This window comes from uncultured Campylobacter sp., from assembly GCF_947255105.1.
In the GTDB taxonomy this organism is placed as follows: domain Bacteria; phylum Campylobacterota; class Campylobacteria; order Campylobacterales; family Campylobacteraceae; genus Campylobacter_B.
Map to the genome: position 1 here is coordinate 26583 of NZ_CAMYFP010000011.1, position 16537 is coordinate 43119.

A 16537-nucleotide genomic window follows, 5' to 3' on the forward strand; every position below is an offset into this window, starting at 1 on the left:
AAAAATGTCAAAATACGATGAGCCACTCTACCTAATAAGCGTTGTTGCAAAGATGCTTGATATCCACCCTCAAACTCTAAGGCAGTATGAGCGTGAAGGACTTATCGAGCCTGATAGAACTGATGGAAAAGTTAGACTCTACTCACAAAGAGATTTGGATAAGATAAGTTCTATCTTAAATTTAACAAGACATATGGGGGTAAATTTGGCCGGTGTTGATGTTATCTTCAAACTAAAAGAGCAGATGATTGAGTATGAAAATATCATTGATGAGCTAAATAAAGAGCTAGAAGAGCTAAGAGGAGAGAGCTCCAAAAAGCGAGCATTAGTTAAAAAAAGTAAATTTAATGTGGTTTTTTATGAAGAAAAGAAATAGTTTTCTCTTTGTTAAAAACAATTCTATATAGTTACATAAATATATCAAGATAAGGGTTAGAGTTTGGAAAATGCACTTTTGCTGATTGGATTTTTGTTTATTATAAGTGTCTTTTTTAGTAAAGTATCTGACAAATACGGTATCCCTGCTCTACTTTTTTTCCTAGCTGTTGGAATGCTAGCAGGAAGCGATGGGGTTTTAAAGATTCCATTTGACAATGTAAAAATTGCTGGAGATATCGGCACTATCGCACTTATCTACATACTTTTTGCAGGCGGACTTGATACCAACATAAAGGCCATCGCTCCTATTTATAAAGCTGGGCTTGTACTTGCAACACTTGGCGTTATAATAACAGCTCTCATTCTTGGAGCTTTTGTCTATTTTCTACTAAATTTCAGCTTTTTAGAGAGCCTGCTTTTAGCCTCTATCATAAGCTCAACTGACGCGGCTGCTGTTTTTGCTATATTGCGCTCCAAAAACATAAAGCTCAAAAACAACATCGGCGAGCTGCTAGAGTTTGAAAGTGGAAGCAACGATCCAATGGCAATTTTTCTTACAATGACACTAATTTCATTTATGACTATGCCAACCACGCCAAGTGCTACTGAGTGGATAGTTGATCTTTTGTTGCAATTTGGTCTTGGCGGACTTCTTGGCTATCTCGCAGGAATTGGACTTCCAATACTTATGAATAAAATAAGGCTTAGTGTTTGGGGATTGTATCCTGTGCTAATGCTCTCCATCGTAGTCTTTTTGTTTGGGATTTGCACTAAAATTGGCGGCAATGGCTATATTGCGGTCTATATCGCCGGTATCTTTGCCAACAAAAAAGACTTTGTCCATAAGAAAAATTTAGTTGGTTTTTTTGATGGAATCGCCTGGCTTATGCAGGTATTTATCTTTTTGACATTGGGACTTCTTGTCTATCCAACAGAGCTTCCATCTGTAGCGATAATTAGCTTAATATTATCGATATTTTTGATGTTTGTAGCAAGACCAATAAGCGTATTTATCGGACTTATCTTTACCAAATTTAAGATAAAAGAGAAGAGCTTTATCTCGTGGGTTGGCTTTAGGGGCGTTGTTCCTATAATACTTGCCACCTATCCATTGGCTCATGGTATAGAAAATGGACAAACTATTTTTAACATTGTCTTTTTTATGGTTCTTATCTCTGTTTTGCTTCAAGGTGCAACTTTAGGGAAGATGGCTGTATGGCTAGATATCAAAGCACCTCTTGCAGAGCCAATCTCTCCAACAGCTGGAAAGCCAATATTTTATAGCGGTATAAGACAATTTAGCGTCCCTGAGAAGTCCAAATTTATTGGGCATAACTTAGCAGAAGCTGAGTTTAGTAAAGATTTTTTGATAGTTCTTATAAAAAGAGGCGATAACTTCTTTAAGCCAACTGGCTCTTATGACTTTGAAGAAGGCGATGTTGTGCTAGTCTATTGCAAAGATGAGGATCTTTATAACTCCATTTTAAAAGAGTTTGACGAAAGAGTAGCCTAAGCTACTCATCAAATATCTTCGTTGAGAGATATCTCTCGCCCGTATCTGGCAAAACTGTTACTATGTTTTTGCCTCTATTTTCATCTTTGTTGGCCAAAAGAGCTGCTGCAAAGACATTTGCGCCACTTGAAATACCAGCTAAAACTCCCTCTTCTTTGGCAAGCTTTATCGCTGCATGGATAGCATCTTCGTTGCTTACATCAATAACCTCATCTATAAGCTCTCTTTTTAAATTCAAAGGAACAAAATTTGCTCCAATGCCTTGAATTTTGTGAGAACCAGCTCTTCCTTGAGCAAGAAGCGGACTAGAAAGTGGCTCAACAGCGACGATTTTTATCTTTTTATTTTTTAGCTTTAAACTCTTAGCAATACCGCTAATCGTCCCACCAGTGCCAAAACCAGCAACTACTATATCAACCTTGCCATCTAGTGCATTCCAAATTTCTACTGCGGTAGTTTTTTCATGAGCTAGTGGATTTAGAGGGTTTTCAAACTGCTTTGGCATAAAGGAATTTGGGCTATTTTTTGCAAGCTCTTCTGCCTTATCTACTGCACCTTGCATACCCAAAGATGGCTCCGTTAGAACTAAATTTGCACCAAAAGCCTTAAGAAGCTGCTGTCTTTCAATACTCATTGATGATGGCATAGTAAGAGTTAGTTTTAGTCCAAAAACAGCACAAACCATAGCAAGTGCAACTCCCATATTGCCACTTGTTGGCTCAAAAATCTCACTATTTGTATCTATAAGCCCCCTATCTAGCGCGTCTTTTATAATCATAAATGCCGCCCTATCTTTGATGGAGTGGCTTGGATTTAGATACTCAACTTTGGCAAATATGTTTGCATTTTGGCTAAATTTATTTATCTTAAGAAGCGGAGTATTGCCTATTAGCTCTGTTACATTATTTGCAACTCTCATTTCATCGCTCCTTTTAGGTCATCTATTAGGTCATCTACATTTTCAAGCCCTACACTTAGGCGAATAAGTCCCTCATCGATATTTGCTGCTGCCAACTCCTCTTTGCTTAATTGCTGATGAGTTGTGCTTGCAGGATGAGTAATGACTGACTTTGTATCGCCGATATTTACAACAATATTAAAAATCTTTACTCTATCAAGAATCTGTTTTGCAAAATCAAAACTCTCCACCTCAAAGCAAAGAAGCCCAGAAGCCATACCATCTTTAAAATCTCTTTTTATTCTCTCATATCCTTTAGATCCTTTTAGGCCAGGATAATTGACAGACTTTACCTTTGGGTGTGATTGTAAAAACTCAGCTACCTTCAAAGCACTTTTTGAATGCTCTTTAACACGAACTGAGAGTGTCTCAAGTCCCTGTATAAGTTGAAAAGAGTTAAAAGGCGATAGAGTTATGCCAAAATCCCTAAGTATAGAGAGCCTTATGCGAAGTGTAAAGATATCAAATGTATCAAAAGGAAGCTCTGCATAGATAAGCCCATGATAGCTCTCATCAGGACTATTAAAGTGGCTATATCGTTTGTTACCTTTTAGCTTGTCGTTAAGCTCATTGTTTGAGATGACAACTCCTGCAATACTTAGCCCATGACCGCTTATATATTTGCTAGCGCTATGAACTACTACATCGATACCATGAGATAGTGGATTGTATAAAACAGGTGTCGCAACGGTGTTATCAGCTATGCTTATAACGCCATATTTGTTTGAAATTTGCGCTATTTTGTCTGTGTTGCCAACTGCAAGTTGAGGATTGGATAGTGTTTCATAAATAATTGCTCTACTTTTATCATCAATCTTTGCTTCAAGATCATCTGCGCTGTCTGAGTCAAAAAGCCTAGTCTCAATACCAAATCTCTTCAAAGTGTGAACGCATAGTGATGTTGTTCCGCCATAGAGCTTTTTGGATATTATGATGTTTTCGCCGCTCTTTGCAAGATTGGCAATTGCCGCAAACATAGCAGCTTGGCCGCTTGATACGGCAATTGCAGCCCGTCCCTGCTCCATTGCGGCAACTCTTGCCTCTAGCACATCTGTAGTTGGATTGGTAAGTCTTGAGTAAATTTGCCCAACTTCTCTTAACGCAAAACGATCAGCGGCTATCTTGGTTGTAAAAAAATTATAAGCGGTAGTTTGATAGATAGGCACTGCCATCGCACCGAAACTATCCTTGTTATCATAGCCTAGATGAGTCGCTATAGTCTCTAACTTCATATTTTCTCCTTAGTTTTAAATTTATCAATAATAGTTAATTAGTGTAAATTTATCTACGATAGTTATAAATTTATGCTCAAATTTAGAGTCCAAAATAGCAAAAATCCAACTTTTTAGCTAAAATAAGAGCCATGAAAACAGATAATAAATTTGATAGAGTTAAGTATATAAGGGCGCTTGAGCACTTTGCAAATTCCGCCATCTCCATCCTAAAAAGAGATGATTTTGATGAAGAACTTTTTAAAAACAGAGTGACCAAAAACCTCCAAGCTCTAAATCTCATTCAAAAAAGCTACCTAGATCGCCCATATACAAAGGCTCTTGAGACTTTTGTAGGGCTAGTTGCTTCATTTGAGACAAAAGAGCTGCTTCTAAAGGAGGCAAATAGGCTGGAAAAATTAAAAAAGTCAAAAACCTACAAAAAAGAGAAGCACAAAAATAAGAAATTTGATGAATATTGATAGCTTAAATTTCAAAATTGAAATTTAAACAATTTTTTTAAAAAAATAGTCAAATTTAAGTATAAATTTAACTACTCTTGGATAAATTTAACGCTTATTTAGTGTCTCATTAGCTCAGCTGGTAGAGCATCTGACTCTTAATCAGAGGGCCGCAGGTTCGAACCCTGCATGGGACACCACTTTTATCTACTTTTTGCCTAAATTTAGCCATTTTACATTTTTAGTTGTGCGGCAAGTTATACAATTTTTTTAAACTACATTATTTTTAAACTACATTTACTGTTTTTAGGCTCAAATTTAGAGCAATAATATAAATTTAAAGTCCAATATGATAAAATCCACCGAAAATATTTTGCTTGTTTATACTTTAAAATTTAGATGAAATAAAATTTTTTAAAAGGATTAAAGATGTTTAAAAACATATTTAAATTTCTATTGTTATGTTGTGGTCTGTTTTTGCTAACTGGTTGTTCAACAGGAATGGTAAAAGCAAGTCCAGAAAGAAGTGCATTGGTTAAGGAATTTAACAATCCACCAGAGGGCAAGGCTGGTCTCTATTTGTATAAGCATACAGCTGGATCTTTTCGCAGCCCTGGCGAGGCTCTTAGAACTGCTTACTTGGATGATCAAGCTATAGCTAAATTGAAGCAATATTACTTTATCTATATGGATGTTGAGCCTGGCGAACATACTATCTCTGTAGAGAGTGAATTTAGCCCTAATAAATTAAAAATTTTATTTGAAAAGGGCAAAAATTATTTTGTTAGACAATACCTAAAAATTGGTATTTTTGTAAATGGCTCGAATGTAGTTTTGATGGATGAAGAGAAGGCTAAAAAAGCACTAAAAGACGATGATTATATATTGGTCGAATTTAGAAAATAAAATAGAGCTGTAGGGTAAATTTACCCTGCACTTATAAATTTATTTTTTACAGATATTCTTACAAAAGTGCTGTTTGATAAAAAACAGACAAAATGACCAATAGCTGGATAAACGCACCAAAGTTTTATAAAATAAGATTAAGAGAAAATTAAATTTAAACAGCGAAAAATTAGCACAACCAATCACCACATACTTTAAGCTCCATTAAAAGCATGGTAAATATATAGCCAACCAAGATTCTAAATTTGACTGCATAGAGTAGTCTAGATTGATGAGCTAAATATGTTAGATAGAGAAATTAAATTTCAACTATCTTCTAGCTCTAAAAATTAATTTAAATTTACTCCATAAAGCCGTGAGGATTGGCGATAAATTTCTTTACTACCTCTACATCATCGCTAGTTATGATGTGATTATCTTTGGCGTAGTTTAAAAGGTCGTCTAAAGTTAGTAGGCTGTAGTATTTGGTATCTATCTTTTTAAAGTTTTCAAAGCTCTCATCAAAACCATAGCTAAAGATACTAACACAACCAAGCACTTCAAGCCCTTGCTCTCTTGCGCTATTGATAGCGGCGATGGAAGAGTTGCCAGTTGAGATGAGATCTTCAAGCACAACTGTCTTTTGTCCAGCTTCAAAAAAGCCCTCTATCTTCTTGCCTCTGCCGTGAGTTTTGTTTTTGGAAAGTATATAAACCATCGGTTTTTTTAACTTGCTACTTACAAAAGCACCGTGCGCTATAGCTCCTGTTGCAGTTGCCGCTAGTAGCTCGATATCTTTAAATTTATCCTCTATCAAATTTGCCAAAAACTGAGCCACCTGCTCTCTTTGAGCTACGTAACTTATAAGAACTCTATTGTCACAATATATCGGACTTTTTATACCTGATGCCCAGATAAATGGCTCTTTTGTATTGATAAAAACTGCCTTTGTATCAAAAAGTATCTTTGCAACTTCTTTTTTATAATCCATCATTTTTCTATTTCCCAAGATATTGCGCCAGCTTCAGCAGTAACTGTTATCACCCCTTTGCCGCCATTTTTGTGTGTTAGAGTTATATTGCAATCACCAGTAAGATATCTATCTCCAGGATTTTTGGCACCTCCACCTCCACTTGTAGAGACCTTTCTTAAAGGGATTCCTGTGTTGTCAAATGCTATTGCTTTATTTCTATCTTTGCTACACTCTCGACCTTCAAATTTAACTTCTTTTATGCCAAATCTCTTTCCTATATCCATATTTTTATTTAATTTTTTTCTATCGGCTGCTGTTGCTGAGCTTGCAAAATTTGCAGTCATATATCTGTTGTTGCCCTCTCCTGGCATTTTGGCAACTTCATTTATGCTATTTAGATTGCCACTTACATCCAAATCCCTATAAACAGAGTATCTCAAACTTTTTTCGCCATCATAGGTAGTTTCAGAAAACTCAAGCATCCATCTTTTTTTGAACCAATCTTTATCAGTGACATCATAATCATCGCTTATAAGTGCCAAGTGCTGTGCATAGGCCAAATCAGACGCTATCTGTGCAGTGACCTCTTCTAATGGACTTGAAGAGATGCGCGGTATGATGGTCGCCGACAATATTCCAATAACTACGATTATGATTACAAGCTCTATAAATGTAAAGGCTCTTTTAAATTTAACTACTTTCATGGCTGGTATTATATCATAAATTTAGAGCTAAAAAACTACTTGTAGAGATAAAATTTATCAACCAACAAAGCGCCCTTTTTTATCTCATAAATTTTTTTGCTATTTGCAAAATCGCTGCTACTTAGATAAAGCTCGCCGCCCTTTTCTATGCCGTAAAATTTGAGCCTTAAAGCAAGCTCTTCATCATTTGTTAGCACCTCATTTATGCCATCACTCTTTAACTTAAAAGCAAGCTCTTTTACAATGTCAAAATGATATATAAAGTGCTTTTTGGGATTGGTACTATAAAGAGTAGAATAGAGCATTTGGTTGAAAACAATAGCAAATGAGTTAAGCGCCAAAAAGGAGATAGCAACCCAAAAAAGAGTCTTTTGCACCTTTCTGTATTGTGGAAGTCTTGAGCGATATGAGTGCATAAAAACTCTAAACATCAAAGGTGTTGCAATGACACAAAATGACAAAAACTCTTCAAGCATAAGCTTTTGCCTAAATGACAAGATAAGGCAGATAATAAAGCCAGAAGTTGATATAAACCAAAGAATTTCTTTATACCCTTTTATCCAAATGCGGTAAATCGTATAGACAAAAAACAAAAAGACAAGAGGCGAAAAAACAGCTGCAAAAACGCCCATTGTATCCAAAAAATAGTTCTTTGGACGGCCGCCTATGTTGTAGTCATAGAAAAAAACAGAGGCAAAGATAAGTGCCAAACCAACAAAAACAATCTCTGCTTTTTTGTTGTATATGCCAAAAAGCAGGATTGAAATATATAAAATGATAAAAGAGCGATCTATCAAAAGTGTCGCTGCCAAAAGGGCAAAAAACCAAATTTGCTTTCTATCTTTGTAGAGATAAATTATACAAAGTGTAAAAAATATCACAATGCCAGAGCTTCCAACGACTATCGCACTTGCCATAACTCCAGGTAAAAACATATATAAAATAAGAGTATAAACTCTATCGCACTCCCTTTTTAAGACCCTTCTTGAAACTTTATAAAGCATAAAGATATTAAGAAGATGAAACAGCAAAAATGGCAATCTAACACCAATATCACTATGTGGAAAAAAGCTCTCAAAAAAACGAGCTAGATAGGCGGTTGGGTTGTTTTGATTGAAAAATAGATCTGCTTCGTAGTAACTTATGCTTAAGTTTTCCATAGAAAACAAAAGCGCGGATAAATTTACAAACAGTGCGATAAAAAAAAGTATTTTATAGCTTCTAAACTCTACTTTCATAGCTATGAAGCCCCTTTATAAGCACGCCTGCTAAAAACAGCACAAAAGTCAAAAATATTAGCAAAATATGCCAACCGCCAAATTTATAGATGAAAGGTGGCAAAATAGTCCCAAATGTCCCGCCCGCATAGTAAAAACTTACATAAAGACCATTAGTTATGGCTTTGTAGTTTTGAGCCATTTTATTGATAGTTCCTGTTGAGATAGAGTGAGCGATAAAGTTACCAAGACAGATAAAAAGCATAGCTATAAAGATAATTGCAAAACTCTTTAGATGCAAAAACTGCAGACTAATGGCAAAAAGTGCGATACCAGCAATTATGGCAAATGATGGAAAGTTAAATTTACTTACAATTAGCTTAGCATTAAAAGCTGCCACAACTCCAAGAGTATAGCCAAAATAGACAATTCCTGTTTTAAAACCGCTATATTGCTCGCTAAAACTCATAAGATAAAATGGCAAAAAGTTAAGAACAGCTTGAAAAGTAAAAAAGATACAAAATGCCGCCAAACAGATGAAAAGATTGTTTTTTTTGGAAATTGTCTCTTTTAGCTCTTTTAATGTTGGCTTTAGGTAGTTTGGCGTTTTGGATGCAGAGAGCTTGTTGCAAAGATGAGATGCAAAAAGCATCAAAATGCCAAGCAGTATAAAAAAGACTCTCCAATTAAAAAGATCTGTAAAAAAACCTGATAAAAACCGCCCTACAAAACCGCCAACTATCGTTATGCCAATATATCTTGCAATAACTAAACCAACTTCGCTAGCAGTTGAGTTTAAAGAGAGATAACTCATAATCCCAGTAAGTGCAAGCGGAGCTATAAGCCCTTGAATAATCCTTATAGACAAAAGAGTTTTATAGCCATTTGAAAGTGCAAAGACAATCTCTAAGATCCCAAAGATAAAAAAAGCCCAAACCAAGAGATTTTTGATAGGAAACTTCTCCAACAAATAGTCATAAAATATAGAAGCTACTGCAAGTGGCGCAAGAATTGCTGTAGTAAAAAGCGAGGCTTTAAATTTAGAGAGCTCAAAAAGCTCTGCAAAAAGCGGCTGGATTGGCTGTGTTGCGTACATAAGGCAAGTTGTCAATATAGTAGCAAAATAGAGAGTATAGAGATCTTTTTTTCTCATAACTAAATGCTAATATCCCAAAAAAAATGGACCCAATCATCACTTAAATGAAGCCAAAAATCAGGCTTAATAATGGCTTTTTTCTTATAAAAAATAGTAGCAATCCTAATCTCACACTCTGGATAGCTCTTTTGCAAAACCTCTTTTATCTTACTCAAGCTCTCGCCACTATCTACGATATCATCGACAACTAAAACTCTTTTATATCCACAAAGATCTGGAATATTTAAAAGCTTTACATCATCAAGCTTTTTTTTGCCGTCATAGTGGATGGAGTTTAGAGCAAATAAATTTCTATTTTCCAATGCAACTGCCAAAAAATGAGAGAGAGTAACGCCACCTCTAGCGATAGCAACTATGACCTCTGGATTGAATTCATCTCTTATCTGAATAGAAAACCGCTTGATATCTTCGCTAAATTGATTGAAACTATAATACATCGTAACTCACTATAAATTTAGAAAACTTGAATTTTATTGTAAAGACTATCTCTTAGCACTGGAGTAAATCCCGCTGTTTTTATAAGCTCTATAAACTCCTCTTTGCTTACACCTTTGCTACTCTTTGCACCTGCACTACTTTGGATCTTCTCTTCCTCTATGGTGCCATCTAGATCATCTGCTCCAAATTCCTGCGCAACAAGGGCTAAATTTAAGGTGCTAGTCGCCCAATATGCTTTGATGTGGCTGATATTGTCCAACATCAACCTAGAGATTGCATAGGTCTTTAGTATCTCAACAGAGCCCAAAAAATTATCTAACTTTAGATAGTTGTTGGCTCTTTGATAAACTAGCGGTATAAAGGCGTTAAAACCACCTTTGCCATTTTTGATAGCAACATCTTGAACCTCTCTTAGGCGTATCATATGATCTATTCTATGCTCTCTTTTTTCAATATGTCCAAAAAGCATAGTAGCATTACTCTCTCTGCCAAGTTCGTGCCAAAGAGTGTGGATTTTGAGCCATTGATTGCTCTTTACTTTGCCATGGCAAAGTTTTTTTCTAACTATCTCATTAAAAATCTCAGCTCCGCCTCCTGGCATCGAATCCACGCCACTTTCTATCATCTTTTGCAAAATCTCTTCATAGCTATATCCATATCTTCTATGCAAAAAATCAACCTCAGCCGCTGTCATTGCCTTGATATGAAGCGATGGGTAGCGCTCTTTTATCTTTTTAAAGATATCAAAATACCACTCAAAGCCTACATTTGGATTGTGAGCTGAGACGATATGCATCTCCATAGCGCCATTTTTAACACTTCTATCTACGATATCCATAATCTCATCATAGCTCAAAGTATAGGCATTGTCGTTTTTTCTATGCGATGAAAAGGCACAAAAAAGACAGACATCGGCGCATAAATTTGTAGGATTTATATGTCTGTTTTGGTTAAAATAGACCTCTTTTTTATGTAACAACTCTCTTTTTTTGCCTGCAAATTTACCAAGCGTAAAGAGATCTAACTCATAAAGCCCAACTCCATCTTCATAGCTAAGCCGCTCACCGCTTTTAAGCTTTTCTATCAACTCCATCTATCAAAAACTCCAAATAAACTCTTCTTAAATTTACTAACATTATAAATATATAGCCTTAAAAAAAGTTTTGTTTTTTTGTTGTATAATACAAAATCTAAATAGACTCTTAAAGAGATAAAAGGACTTTTTAATGTGCGGAATTGTTGGATATATAGGCAATAAAGAGAAAAAAGAATTTTTACTAGATGGGCTTAGAGAGCTTGAATACAGAGGCTATGATAGTTCAGGAATGGCTATAATTACCGAAGATGAGAAGAGTTTTTGCTTTAAGGCAACTGGCAAGATAGACAACCTAGCACAAAAAATGCAGAAATTTAGCTCAGATGGAATGGGCATTGGTATCGCTCACACTAGATGGGCAACTCATGGAAAACCTACAGAAGCAAACGCTCATCCTCACCTTGGCAACTATAGCTTTACTGCGCACAACGGCATTATCGAAAACTACAAAGAGCTAAAAGAGTCACTTTTAGCAAAAGGTGTTATTTTTGAAAGTAAGACCGATAGCGAGGTCATTGTTCATCTTTTTGAATCTATAAACAATGAGATAAAAGATCCCTTTGTTGCCTTTACAAAGACCATAGCACAGCTAAAAGGCTCATTTGCGATACTACTTATAACAAAGGCAGCAAAGGATACTATCTTTTTTGCCAAACAATCAACTCCACTAATAGTTGGCAAAAACAAAGATGGCGAAGTAGTCTTTGCCTCATGCGACGCACCACTTATCAAAGATATAAGCAAAGCTATCTATCTTGAAGATGGCGAGTATGGATTTGCCAAATTTGGTGATATCTCTTTGTTTAAGAGTGGCAAAAAGATAGAGCCACTCTACAAAGAGCTCCCTAAAAACAGAGAGAGCGCACAAAAAAATGGCTATAGATTTTTTATGGAAAAAGAGATTTATGAGCAAAGCGATATCGCAAACAACTGCCTTCTTGAGCGAGTAAAAGATGATGATATACTCTTTGATGAGATAGATGAAAATATCTTTAAAGGTATAGATGAGATTATTTTTGGCGCTTGCGGGACAAGCTATCATGCCGCACTTACAGCCTCTTATCTTTTTGAGCGTATAGCCAAAATAAGAGTAAAGGTCGATATTGCTAGTGAGTTTAGATATAAAAAGCCTCTTATTAAGCCAAACTCACTCTTTATTGCTATCTCTCAAAGCGGCGAAACAGCCGATACTTTGGGAGCTTTAGATGTAGCAAAAAAAGCCGGCATCAAAACTCTTGCCATTTGCAATGTCGATAACAGCTCTATGGTAAGAACTGCGGACTACTCCATCTTAACAAGAGCTGGCGTTGAAAAAGGTGTGGCAAGCACAAAGGCCTTTTCAATGCAAGTTTTGGTTCTTTGGATGTTGGTTTTGCTTGCTGCTAAAGTAAATAAAAGGATAGAAAAATCCGAGCTAAAAAGCGAGATAAAGGCGATTTTAAGTGCCTCAAAAGCACTCAAAGTAGATAAACAACTTCAAACTCAAATTTCTAAAATAAGCAAAAACTACCTAAAAGGTCATGGATTTTTCTATATCGGAAGAGATATTTTCTATCCTTTGGCACTTGAGGGCGCTTTAAAACTTAAAGAGATTAGCTATCTTCACGCAGAGGGCTACCCAAGTGGCGAGATGAAACATGGACCTATCGCTTTGGTTGATGATGGACTCTATACGATAGCTCTCATGCCAGAACTTCTACTTTATGAAAAGACAAAAAGCAATGTCGAAGAGCTTATCTCTAGAAATAGCAAAGTCCTTGCCATAAGCCCATTGCCATTTGAGCCTGCCAATGACCTTATTATGATTAAAAGAGAGTCTCACCCAATGCTTGAGTATTTTAGTATATTGAAGGTCTTGCAACTCTTCGCACTAGAGATTTGTGTAAGCCTTGGAAACAATGTCGATATGCCTAGAAATTTAGCCAAGAGTGTTACTGTAGAATGATCTACGAAGATAAGGATTTTTACATAAAAGCCAATGAGAGCAAAAATCCATGGCTTATCATATTTACCAAAGAGCCTTATAAAGAGCTAAGCGATATGAGCGATGAGTTAAGAGCAAAGCTTTTTGCACTGGCTATGATAGTAGAAAAAACTATGCTAGAGTTTTATAGCCCAACAAAGATAAATTTAGCAAGTTTTGGCAATGAGCTTCCAAGAGTCCATCTCCATATCATCGCAAGATTTAGTGATGATGAGTATTTTCCAAACTCTATGTGGGGAGAAAAACTACGAGAGTTTAACAGCGACTCACTGCCTAGTTTTGATGAGTTTGTTAGAGCTCTTCAAAAAAGATTGAAAGTTAAATTTGACTAAACCGCTTAAACTTGGAGTAGTTTTACTCTATTGACAAAACCACTCCAACCAAAACTCTCTAACTTTCAAAATACCTCCTCAAGCTCCCACCACTCTCCATCTCTCTAAGCCTTGCAATCCTATCTGCCGTAGTTGGGTGAGTCCTAAAAAGCGATGAGATGTTGCTGCTAAGTGCATTTAGTGGATTGATGATAAACATATGCGAAGTTTGTGGCGTGACGTTTTTTAGAACCTCGCCTTTAGAGTAGTTTTCAAGCTTGCTTAAAGCACTGATTAGCGCCTCTGGATCTTGCGTAAGAAGCGCTGAGCCTCTATCTGCTGCATATTCTCTACTTCTTGAGATACTAAGCTGTATCACAGAAGCCACCAAAGGCATCACCAAAGCCGCCACAAGCGCTACCAAAGCGTTGTTTTTGCCTCTATTCTCCCCAAAAACAGCTCCCATTTGAGCGATATTTGCAAGTATAGCTATAGCTCCTGCAAACATAGCCGCTACCGAGCCTGTAAGGATATCGTAGTGTCTAACATGACTAAGCTCATGAGCTATCACCGCCCTAACCTCTCTCTCATCCAAAAGCTCCAAAAGCCCCTCTGTCACAGCCACAGCTGCGTGATTGGGATTGCGTCCTGTTGCAAAGGCATTGGGCGTGCTATCTGGCACTATGTAGATTTGCGGCACTGGCAAAGAGGCCCTCTTACAAAGCTCTTTTACCATCTCACATAGCCCCTTTGCCGACCTCTCATCCACTCTACAGGCATGGTATCTACTAAGAACTATCCTATCACTGAAAAAATATCCATAAAAGTTCATAGCCGTCGCCAAAACAAAAGCCACAACCATACCAGTACTACCAGCCACCAAGTTGCCAACAAAGACAAAAAGAACCATAAGCACACACATTAGAAAAGTTGTCTTTACTATCTCCATCTCTCTTCCTTGATCTAAATTTGACAAATTTTATAACAAAGAGATAAACAAAAGCCATTACCGACCATTTACCAAATTTATATAAGATAATCCTACTAAACTAAAAGCTAATTTCTATCCCACAAAAGAGAGTGTTGTTTAGCACTCTCTTTAACTAGCTTTTCACCTACTCTACTACCAAGCCCAACTGCCACTAAAGCCAAATTTAGGACTTTTTTAGTAAATGGTTGGTAATCTTTCAATCATATTAAGTTTGTTTTAAGCAACATCTTAAGATTTTTTGGCTATCATACACCTACAATATTTTTATAAGGAGTAAATATGAAATTAGTAAAGCTTAGTTTAGCAACTGCACTTGTAGCTGGTGCTCTTACAACCACTTCATTTGCAACACCACTTGAGGAGGCTGTTAAAGACGTAGATCTTGGCGGTTATATGTTTGTTAGATATACATTCAATCAAAACAAAGATAAGGTATTTGGTAGTGACGCAAATAGCTCAAAACACAAAACAAATGGCGTTTGGAGATTTAAATCAGAAGTAAATCTCAAAACAAAAGTTGATGACAACTTCTTTGGTGTAGCTGGTCTTAGAATTGATGCAAACGGACAAAACACAAGAGATGGTGGCGCAGTAGCAAAAGCACCATATGATGTATATAACCTACACCTAGGATATAATGTAGGTGGCACTACAGTTCTAGTTGGTCGCCAAAACATCGATACATTCTTTACAGATGACCTATTTGGTGATGGTGTAGCAGTATTAAACAGCGACATCGAGGGATTAACTCTTGCTGCATTGTGGATGGATAACCTATACAAAGATGGCAATATAGTTGATGACGTTTATGCGATTGTAGATGAAAACGCAACTTTAGCTAACAAAATTAGAGATAGAGTTGTTAATAACGACCTATTTGGTGCAGCAGTTATCGGCTCATATGACCCTATAGCTTTCCAATTGTGGGCAGCAAGACTTACAAGCACAGCTGACCTATATGCTGGTGAGGTATCAGGTAGCTTTGATGTTGCTGATGATGTAAATGTTGGCTTCAAAGCTCAAGTTGGTACATCTAAGATAAACAAAAACTTCAAAGATGAAATGGGAGTTGATGGCACTACATTCTTTGGTGGTGAGCTATCAAGCGCATTCTTTGGTGCAGATGTAGCTGCTGGTTATGTCCAATATGGTAAAAAAGACAAACTATCTTTAGTATCACTAGAGGATGACGGCAAATTCTTAAAAGCTGGTGAGCAAGCAAGCTTTAACTATAGCCTATTCCAAGATAAGAATAATGCACTCTATGTAACTGCAGGTTATGCTATCCCTGATAGTGATGTAAATGTAGGTCTTGACTATGTTCATCATGAAAATAAAGCTGAAGACTCAAAAACAAAACAAGATGAGATCGTAGCTAGAGCTGGTTATGCATACAATAGTAAGCTAAACTTCTCAGGATATGCATCTTATCTAAAAGTTAAAGCTGGTGAAGATAAAACTAACAATACACAAGTTAGATTTACTGCAAAATACTCATTCTAAGAGTTTTTTCACAAGGGAGCCAAAAGCTCCCTTCTCTCACTCTATCAAATCCAATCCAAAAATTTATCCAAACTAACCATCAAAATCTTTGCTTTTAAACCTAAAAATTACTTTGAAATTTAAGGCGTTATCTTTCTCAATAAAACCTATCTATCTAAAAACTCTCAAATTTAAAGCTATTTTTACCTTGTAAGGTCAAATTTAATCTTTCTTAAACTGCTTAAATTTAATCAATAACAAACTCAAATTTAACTCTCAAACTTCTAAATTTACTCTGTTTATTGTTAGTTTTATAAAAACTAAATTTACATCTAACTATTGAAATTTAAACTATCAAACTTATTAAACTAACTTAAATTGGCTGTTTTCTCTCTCAAGCTCAAATTTACTTTTAAATTTAAAACTTTATCTTTCTCAATAAAACTTAGCTATTAAAACTCAATCTTTAACAATCTAAATTTCAACCACCTAAATTTCATCAATCAAAAGCTCAAATTTAACTCTCAAACTTCTTAAGTCAAGAGTTAAATCAACTTAAATTAAGAAGTCTAGTTTTGAAATTTAAACCCTCAAACTTCTAAATTTAAAGCTATTTATCGTTAGTTTTAAGAGTTTATAGTGAAATTTAAAAGCTAACTATTGAAATTTAAACTCTCAAACTTATTAAATTAACTTAGATTAAAAAGTCTATTGTGAAATTTAATCTCTGTCAATAAAACTTAACTATCTAAAAACTCTCAAATTTAAAGCTATTTTTA

Annotated in this window: 17 protein-coding genes and 1 tRNA gene; 8 read left to right on the forward strand and 10 right to left on the reverse strand. The window is 35.9% G+C overall.

Annotated elements, in window-relative coordinates:
* The first annotated feature begins 4 nt into the window (after positions 1-4).
* Entirely contained in the window at positions 5-376 is a 372-nt protein-coding gene (locus Q0X52_RS06420) for a helix-turn-helix transcriptional regulator (RefSeq protein ID WP_297576224.1), read from the forward strand.
* A gap of 63 nt (positions 377-439) precedes the next feature.
* Positions 440-1891, forward strand: a complete 1452-nt coding sequence (locus tag Q0X52_RS06425; protein ID WP_297576226.1) for a potassium/proton antiporter — start codon at positions 440-442, stop codon at positions 1889-1891.
* 1 nt (position 1892) lies between these two features.
* Here the strand turns inward: Q0X52_RS06425 and cysK are convergent, their stop codons facing one another.
* Positions 1893-2810: a cysteine synthase A gene (gene cysK, locus Q0X52_RS06430; protein WP_297576228.1), complete on the reverse strand. Its 918-nt coding sequence runs from the start codon at positions 2808-2810 to the stop codon at positions 1893-1895.
* Complete coding sequence (locus Q0X52_RS06435; RefSeq protein WP_297576230.1) at positions 2807-4081, reverse strand: O-acetylhomoserine aminocarboxypropyltransferase/cysteine synthase family protein; 1275 nt, start codon at positions 4079-4081, stop codon at positions 2807-2809. The genes cysK and Q0X52_RS06435 overlap by 4 nt, the downstream gene beginning before the upstream one ends.
* 131 nt (positions 4082-4212) lie before the next feature.
* Here Q0X52_RS06435 and Q0X52_RS06440 point away from each other — a divergent pair, with 131 nt between their 5' ends.
* The 3 genes from Q0X52_RS06440 to Q0X52_RS06450 all read left to right on the forward strand — a co-directional run bounded on the left by Q0X52_RS06440 (position 4213) and on the right by Q0X52_RS06450 (position 5427).
* Complete coding sequence (locus Q0X52_RS06440) at positions 4213-4542, forward strand: hypothetical protein (protein ID WP_297576232.1); 330 nt, start codon at positions 4213-4215, stop codon at positions 4540-4542.
* A gap of 103 nt (positions 4543-4645) precedes the next feature.
* Positions 4646-4721: transfer RNA gene (locus Q0X52_RS06445), tRNA-Lys, on the forward strand.
* Between the two features lie 229 nt (positions 4722-4950).
* Positions 4951-5427: a DUF2846 domain-containing protein gene (locus tag Q0X52_RS06450; RefSeq protein WP_297576237.1), complete on the forward strand. Its 477-nt coding sequence runs from the start codon at positions 4951-4953 to the stop codon at positions 5425-5427.
* Positions 5428-5767: 340 nt separating this feature from the next.
* On the opposite strand, the gene pyrE is transcribed toward Q0X52_RS06450, so the two are convergent.
* The 6 genes from pyrE to mqnE are packed head-to-tail and all read right to left on the reverse strand — an operon-like array spanning position 5768 to position 10987.
* A complete protein-coding gene (pyrE, locus tag Q0X52_RS06455) occupies positions 5768-6397 on the reverse strand; it encodes an orotate phosphoribosyltransferase (protein ID WP_297576239.1) in 630 nt (209 codons plus the stop codon).
* Entirely contained in the window at positions 6397-7083 is a 687-nt protein-coding gene (locus Q0X52_RS06460) for a type II secretion system protein (RefSeq protein WP_297576241.1), read from the reverse strand. Before Q0X52_RS06460 ends, pyrE begins: the two co-directional genes overlap by 1 nt.
* Positions 7084-7118: 35 nt before the next feature.
* A complete protein-coding gene (locus Q0X52_RS06465) occupies positions 7119-8321 on the reverse strand; it encodes a hypothetical protein (RefSeq protein ID WP_297576243.1) in 1203 nt (400 codons plus the stop codon).
* Positions 8305-9453, reverse strand: coding sequence for an MFS transporter (locus Q0X52_RS06470; RefSeq protein WP_297576244.1), 1149 nt, complete (start codon positions 9451-9453; stop codon positions 8305-8307). Before Q0X52_RS06470 ends, Q0X52_RS06465 begins: the two co-directional genes overlap by 17 nt.
* A gap of 2 nt (positions 9454-9455) precedes the next feature.
* Complete coding sequence (locus Q0X52_RS06475; protein WP_297576246.1) at positions 9456-9893, reverse strand: phosphoribosyltransferase; 438 nt, start codon at positions 9891-9893, stop codon at positions 9456-9458.
* Positions 9894-9910: 17 nt separating this feature from the next.
* On the reverse strand, positions 9911-10987 hold the full coding sequence (gene mqnE / locus Q0X52_RS06480) for an aminofutalosine synthase MqnE (RefSeq protein WP_297576248.1): 1077 nt from the start codon (positions 10985-10987) through the stop codon (positions 9911-9913).
* Positions 10988-11120: 133 nt separating this feature from the next.
* Here mqnE and glmS point away from each other — a divergent pair, with 133 nt between their 5' ends.
* Both glmS and Q0X52_RS06490 read left to right on the forward strand, forming a co-directional pair.
* Entirely contained in the window at positions 11121-12935 is a 1815-nt protein-coding gene (glmS, locus tag Q0X52_RS06485; RefSeq protein WP_297576250.1) for a glutamine--fructose-6-phosphate transaminase (isomerizing), read from the forward strand.
* Positions 12932-13306 (forward strand): HIT family protein, encoded by a 375-nt coding sequence (locus Q0X52_RS06490; protein ID WP_297576253.1) that lies wholly within the window; start codon positions 12932-12934, stop codon positions 13304-13306. Before glmS ends, Q0X52_RS06490 begins: the two co-directional genes overlap by 4 nt.
* Positions 13307-13364: 58 nt before the next feature.
* On the opposite strand, the gene htpX is transcribed toward Q0X52_RS06490, so the two are convergent.
* Positions 13365-14234 (reverse strand): zinc metalloprotease HtpX, encoded by an 870-nt coding sequence (htpX, locus tag Q0X52_RS06495; protein WP_297576255.1) that lies wholly within the window; start codon positions 14232-14234, stop codon positions 13365-13367.
* 107 nt (positions 14235-14341) lie between these two features.
* On the reverse strand, positions 14342-14476 hold the full coding sequence (locus Q0X52_RS06500) for a hypothetical protein (RefSeq protein ID WP_297576257.1): 135 nt from the start codon (positions 14474-14476) through the stop codon (positions 14342-14344).
* Between the two features lie 79 nt (positions 14477-14555).
* On the opposite strand from Q0X52_RS06500, the gene Q0X52_RS06505 reads away from it, so the two are divergent.
* Complete coding sequence (locus Q0X52_RS06505) at positions 14556-15779, forward strand: major outer membrane protein (protein WP_297576259.1); 1224 nt, start codon at positions 14556-14558, stop codon at positions 15777-15779.
* The last annotated feature ends 758 nt before the right edge of the window (positions 15780-16537 follow it).